The sequence below is a fragment of the Hyalangium sp. genome (genome assembly GCF_035629615.1).
Lineage (GTDB): Bacteria > Myxococcota > Myxococcia > Myxococcales > Myxococcaceae > Hyalangium.
The window spans coordinates 1-6,209 of record NZ_DASPHO010000888.1 but is presented as its reverse complement, the minus strand read 5'-3'; the positions used below and the strand labels follow the sequence as shown (position 1 = coordinate 6,209).

Annotated in this window: 6 protein-coding genes; 4 read left to right on the top strand and 2 right to left on the bottom strand. The window is 68.1% G+C overall.

What is annotated here, in order from left to right:
* The 4 genes from VD972_RS44410 to VD972_RS44395 all read left to right on the top strand — a co-directional run.
* The coding region (locus VD972_RS44410; protein ID WP_324996031.1) for a parallel beta-helix domain-containing protein at positions 1-1,094 on the top strand (1,094 nt) is incomplete at its 5' end.
* Positions 1,095-1,138: 44 nt separating this feature from the next.
* On the top strand, positions 1,139-2,236 hold the full coding sequence (locus VD972_RS44405) for an SO2930 family diheme c-type cytochrome (protein ID WP_324996029.1): 1,098 nt from the start codon (positions 1,139-1,141) through the stop codon (positions 2,234-2,236).
* A 682-nt stretch (positions 2,237-2,918) separates the two neighbouring features.
* On the top strand, positions 2,919-3,479 hold the full coding sequence (locus VD972_RS44400; RefSeq protein ID WP_324996027.1) for a hypothetical protein: 561 nt from the start codon (positions 2,919-2,921) through the stop codon (positions 3,477-3,479).
* Positions 3,476-4,411, top strand: coding sequence for a type VI immunity family protein (locus VD972_RS44395; protein ID WP_324996025.1), 936 nt, complete (start codon positions 3,476-3,478; stop codon positions 4,409-4,411). Before VD972_RS44400 ends, VD972_RS44395 begins: the two co-directional genes overlap by 4 nt.
* Before the next feature lie 357 nt (positions 4,412-4,768).
* On the opposite strand, the gene VD972_RS44390 is transcribed toward VD972_RS44395, so the two are convergent.
* Together VD972_RS44390 and VD972_RS44385 are read right to left on the bottom strand one after the other, a co-directional pair.
* A complete protein-coding gene (locus tag VD972_RS44390) occupies positions 4,769-5,944 on the bottom strand; it encodes a TfuA-like protein (RefSeq protein ID WP_324996023.1) in 1,176 nt (391 codons plus the stop codon).
* Positions 5,941-6,209 (bottom strand): YcaO-like family protein (locus VD972_RS44385; RefSeq protein WP_324996021.1); only part of this gene is annotated, 269 nt, incomplete at its 5' end. The genes VD972_RS44385 and VD972_RS44390, both read right to left, overlap by 4 nt.

Below are 6,209 nucleotides of genomic sequence, written 5' to 3'. Positions count from 1 at the left end.
CGGGCACCGTCGTCGAGCTGCCCGAGGGCCGGTTCCAGCTCGACCGGAGCCTCTCCTCCACGGTGGACGGAGTCACCCTTCGCGGCAAGGGCCTGGACAAGACGATCCTGTCCTTCAAGGGCCAGACGCAGGGCGCCGAGGGCCTCCTGGTGAAGGGCAACAACATCACCCTCGAGGACCTGGCCATCGAGGACACGAAGGGGGATGCCATCAAGGTCCACGGCACGGACGGGCTGGTGATCCGGCGCGTGCGGGCCGAGTGGACAGGAGGCCCCAAGGCCACCAACGGCGCCTATGGCTTCTATCCCGTGCAGTGCAAGAACGTGCTGATCGAGGACTCGGTGGCCATCGGGGCGTCGGACGCGGGCTTCTACATTGGCCAGTCCGAGCACGTCATCATCCGCCGCAACAAGGCGATGCGGAACGTGGCGGGCATCGAGAGCGAGAACACGAAGTACGCGGACATCTACGAGAACACGGCGACGGAGAACACGGGGGGCATCCTCGTGTTCGATCTGCCGGATCTGCCCATGCAGGGCGGCAAGTCCACGCGTGTCTTCAACAACGACATCCACGGCAACAACACGGACAACTTCGCGCCCGAGGGGAACATCGTCGCCAAGGTGCCCCCCGGCACGGGGATGATGATCATGGCCACCGATCAGGTGGAGATCTTCAACAACCGGTTCCGGGACAACCAGACGGTGAACATGCTCATCGTCAGCTACTACGTGGCCGAGAAGCCCATCAACGACAAGAACTACGATCCCTACCCCGAGGCCCTCTCCATCCACGACAACACGTTCTCGGGGGGTGGAGACGCCCCCAGCGGCCTGCTCTTGAAGCTGCTGGCGCTGAAGCTGGGCAAGCCGTTCCCGGACATCCTCTATGACGGGATCATCAGCGCGAAGAAGCTGACCGCGCAGGGCACGCTGCCGGACGAGCTGAAGATCTGCATCCGGAACAATGGAGACGCGGACTTCGCCAACGCTGACCTGGAGCACGACTTCGAGAACATCCGCCGGGAGCTGGGCCCCCATGACTGTGCGCACCCGAGCTACGAGCCGGTGAGGCTGACGGGGAACGCGCAGTGAGGAAGGGCGGGCATCCGCGGGGCCGGGGGCTTGGGGGCTTGCTGTTGGCCGTCCTGGCCCTGGGGTTGGGCTCGTGCAGCAAGGGGCGCGGGGAAGTCCACACCTTCGTGGAGGATCCCTTCCCGGAGAAGCTGTCGGCGTGGGGGCTCTTCCGGGGCACGGGCTGGACACTCGAGCCTCAGGCGGGGGTCATCCCCTATGAGCTGAACACGCCTCTCTTCAGCGACTACGCGGAGAAGTACCGGACGCTCTGGGTGCCACCGGGCCAGGCGGCGGCCTACCGGGATGCGGAGGTGTTCGACTTCCCGGTGGGGACGATCCTCTCGAAGACGTTCATGTACCCAGCCGACGGAAAGGTGCCAGCGGCGAAGGGGGCTCAGCGGACGGCGGGCAACGGGGACAAGCGCTTCCGGCTGCTGGAGACGCGGGTGCTGGTGCGCGCGAAGCAGGGCTGGGTGTCACTGCCTTACGTGTGGAACGAGGAGGGCACGGACGCCACGCTGGAGGTGGTGGGCAGCAGCCGCGCGGAGGAGGTGACGCACGCCTCGGGCGAGAAGCTGCCCGTCCACTACATGATCCCCAACGTGAACCAGTGCCAGGGCTGCCATGAGCGCGACAAGGCGATGACGCCCATCGGCCTGCAGGCGCGTCACGTGAACCGGGACTACCCGTATGACGAGGGCCCCGAGAACCAGCTCGCGAGGCTGACGCGCGTGGGATACCTGAAGGGCGCGCCCGCGCCCGGGGCGGCGCCGAGGAATGCGGTGTGGAACGATCCGAGCACGGGCACGCTGGAGGAGCGTGCTCGCGCCTACCTCGAGGCCAACTGCGCGCACTGCCATGATCGGCGTGGACCGGCGGCGAGCTCGGGGCTGTACCTGGCGATGCAGGAGAAGGAGCCCCACACGCTCGGCCGGTGCAAAGCTCCCGTGGCAGCGGGGCGGGGCGCGGGGAAGGACCTGCCCTTCGACATCGTCCCCGGCAGACCCGAACGATCGATCCTGGTGTACCGGATGGACTCGAAGGATCCGGGGGTCATGATGCCGGAGCTGGGACGCTCGCTCATCCATGATGAGGGCGTGGCGCTCATCCGCGAGTGGGTCCGGCAGATGGCGGGCTCTTGCGAGGGCGAGGGGCGTTGAACTGGCGTCTGGCTGGCAGCATCCTGAGCGGGCTCTTGTTGGCATTGCCGCTCACGCTCATCTTCGCAAGCGCCATGCTTCAGCGACCTGCTGTACCCACCCCTGGGGGGGCCCGGGTGAGCCTGGTGCTTTCCCATGAGGAGCGTCTGCGGTTGCCGACCTACCGTCTCCCTGCCTTCGGGACACGGCCTGTGAGCCCCCCTGGGCTGCCTCAGTGACAGCCGAGTCATGGGGGCATACTGCGTAGACAGTGCCTGCGAGACGGATGCGCAGTGTCCCGCGCGTTCTGCCAGCGTGCCGCTGCAAACGAGGAGGGCTTCCGCTGCTACCGCTATGTGGACAGCCAGCCTTGCACCTTGAAGTGCCCTGCTGCCCCGAACTCGCTCTACACTCCCCGTCTCCATCCCTGGAGACGAACATGCCCGCTCGCCAAACCGTGCGCTGGCAGCACGCACGCCTGTTGCTGGCCAGTGCCCTGCTTGCGGCCTGTGCCAGCACTTCTCCACACTCCGGCCGTGGGGAGTTGCGCCTGGATACGGAGACCGCTGGCCGCCTCCGCCATGCCACCACTGCTACGGGTAAGGGGGCAAGCTCTCTGGCGCCCGCTGCCGCTCCGGCCGTGGCGTCCGTCCTCGTCCGGTCAGCTCCCATCCTCCTTACCTTGCTTGAGGACGATAATGCGGTGGGTGAGTTCGCGGAGCGCCTCGTGGAGTGCGCCAGGCAGGCCGAGCGCCAGGTCAACGCCTCCTTCTTCGGCAACCGTGCCCCGACGCGCCAAGAGTGCGGCGAGGAGGTGGTGGTGGACGGCTGCGCCAAGCCCATCACCCGGGCCATGCTCTTGGGGCAGCAGAAGCATGTCCTCGCCCTGGAGTGCGCTCGTGAGGTGCTCGAGCAACTGTGGCCCAGGCCGTTCAGCCTCGAGCAGCGCTACCGCTACTATCCCAACGCCAAGGTGCTGGAGTTTGTCAGCCGGGAGGAAGAGGCGCGACTCATTGCCCAGGGCTGCACCCGTGAGCTGTGGCGCACCATCAAACCCGACATCGTCCTGCATGCGGATGGCAACTGGCGGCGGTCCGCGCTCACCCTTGACTTCAAGTTTCCCTGCCCGCCTTCCAACGAGCCGCGGTGGAGGGACTATGGAGAGGACAGCGCCTATGCCGACTCCAACCAGGGCGATATCTACGAGGCCGCACTCGGCGGAAAGGCCGTGATCATCTCGCCGACGAAGGGGATCGTCCCATGAGGGAGAACATTCCCGTCATTCGTCTGCAGCCAGACCTCGGAGACGACGGCGTGGTGGCCCGGGACGGCGTCGTCATCTGCTTCTTCATGCGCCACTCCCATGGCGAGGTGGCCCCCGCCATCTGGCGCGCCTTGCAGACCTACCTCCGCGCCATTCCACCCCAGGCGCTGGCCTGGTACGGCTCTCCCGATGGAGACACCCTCCCGCTCGATGACAAGGGCTGGGAGCACATCCGCAAGAAAATGCTCGAGCGCCCCCAGCGAAACGCCTGCCACATCCATCTGGAGGAGGACTGTAGCGCAGTGGGCGGCTACCACTTCGAGTACGACGGCCGGAGGCTCGATGCCCCGCTCTTCTCTGACAACGAGAATGCCACCAGCGGGGTGCTCTTCACCTTTCCCACCGAGTACCTCCTGGAGCACGGCCCCGCCCACCTGCACGCCCTGACCCTCGAGCTCGCTCGCGAGCTGCCCTTCAGCTTCGGTTACGCCAGCCTCGCCATCGTCGCCCCGCACGGCCTCTGGTTCGCCGCTCGGAGGTCCGTGATTCCCCTGCTCTCGCGCTACCTGGGCCTGGACATCTATCGCCTCCGTGAGACCAGCGGGCACATTGGCACCCGCGCCCGAGGTGCCTACTGGCTCACCTTCCTGGGCCAGCCCCTGCTCGGCCAGCTCGGGGGCGAGGAGGGACTGCGCCACAAGCTCTCCTTCCCCCAAGTCTCCTTCCAACCCCTGGAGGGCGAGCGTCTGCTCATCACCCTCGGCGAGTGGCCAGATGCCATTGACACCGCCAATGGCGCCTATGTGCCGGAATACCGGACGCTGGCCCACCTGCTGGAACCTTACCTCTACGAGGAGCGCGACGACTGGTTCTCCTTGCTCCCTCCAGGCACTGACAACATGCGCCGCTGGATACGGCGGCTCTGTCAATGAGCTGGCCGGCGCAGCACGTCCCTGCAACGGGTCCCTCAAAATGTCTCCGCGAATTGCAGGACGAAGCGCACGTTTGCCTGCAGCTTGTGGAGTCGGTTTTATAAAGACCCACCCCATTCCGGAGGAGGCCAACGATGGGACAGGGGCGAACCGGTGTAGCTCCTTCGGAAAAACCATGCGGGGCGGAACACCTTGGCGCTTCCCACTTCACGAGTCCAAAGCCGGATCCGGAATGCCTGTTCGTCAATACAGTGGATCAGGCGCGTGGCCAAAAGAATGAGGTACTGGTCCGGTTGGCCTTCCACGTCCACGGGGTTGCGGGGCCGCTCCGGGGGCTGCACATGGAGCCTGACTGCCTCACTGAGGCCGCCGGCGGCGCTGTGTCCACCGCATGCCTCGCGCCGCTTCGGCCCAGCGGCCCTGGAGGCGCGCCTCGGAGGCCAGCGCCTCCTCCCAAGAAGGTCCCTCCGGCAACAGCCGCGACGCCTGCGCGACCACGAGCCGCTCCAGCGCCCGCTCCTCACAGAGCCGCCGCAGTCCCGGACGATCCAGGCCGCACGCCCCCAGGAAGGACTCCCGGTCTGGAGGGCGCACCTGGTGACGCCGCCACCACTCCGCCTCGGCCGCCCTCACCTCCTCGACGGTGGGTGCCAACCCCAGCGAGCGAGCCCACCCGGCCAGCAAGGCCCGCCGCAGGCCCGCCTCCGCCAGCTCCGCGCTGTCCGGTGCCTCCTGCAACGCCGCCAGCACCTGCGCGGAGGACACGGCCCGGCCCTCCAGGATGGACACGTCGTCCATCAACCTCCGCCTCCTCACCAGCGTGGAGAGCGGAACCTGGGAAGCGCTGCGCGGGGGCCGCACCGGCGCGTCCGTGGACAGGAACGCCTCCGCCGCCCGAAGACAGGCCATGGCGTCCAGGCGCTGCAGATCCTCCACGCCTCGCGAGAACCACCCCTCCCACCCTCCCCGCGTCGCCGCGGGCCAGACCGGATGCACGGACTCCAGCGTCCGGCGCCAAGTGCGCTCCGCGTAGAAGAGGCGCTCCGCCGCCGTCACCAGCGCCCGCGCCTGCCGTGGGTTGAGCACCCGTGCCGCCCGCGCCTGCGTCACCACGTGCCGGACGTTGACCAGCGGCACGGTGAGCGGCCGATAGCCCTGATCAGCGCCGGCGTGCAGCAGCGCCACCTCCGCGTCATCCACCAGCACGCGGGCCCGGTACCACTCGAAGATCTGCCCTACCCCCACCACGCCTTGGGCCGACAGCTCCGCCGCGCGCAGCGCCCCCACGCCCGCCCCACCGAAGACGGCCACTCCCGCCTCCAGCGCGGACAGCAGCTCCTGGTGCCACACGGCCGGCTGGGCCTCACCCACCCCATCCACCAGCACGATGGCGCGAGGCCGCAGCGCGAGCGCACGCCACACATCCCCCCGCCGGGCCGGTGGCAGCACGTGGCAGCTCACCAGCCGGTGAGCCTCACCCACGGGCAGCGAGGGGCCCAGGAAGACGACGAGATCCTCGGGACGGCGTTTCATGGAAGCTCCGAGATGCGCATGCCCGGCACCACCACACGGCTCACGTGCAGGCCCGGCACGGGCGCGTCGAGCGTGATGGCGGCCACCTGAGTGAAGCCCGCGCGCCGCAGGTGGTGCAGCACGCGCCGCACCCCCCTCGCCGGTGACGAGGCATCCGCCGGGAAGTCCGGCATGCCTTCGGTGGGGCGCTTGGGGCGCACCGAGGCACAGACACGGGCGAGGCCGCGCGAGGCGCCCCGCTCCGCCGAGGACATGGCCTGCGGCG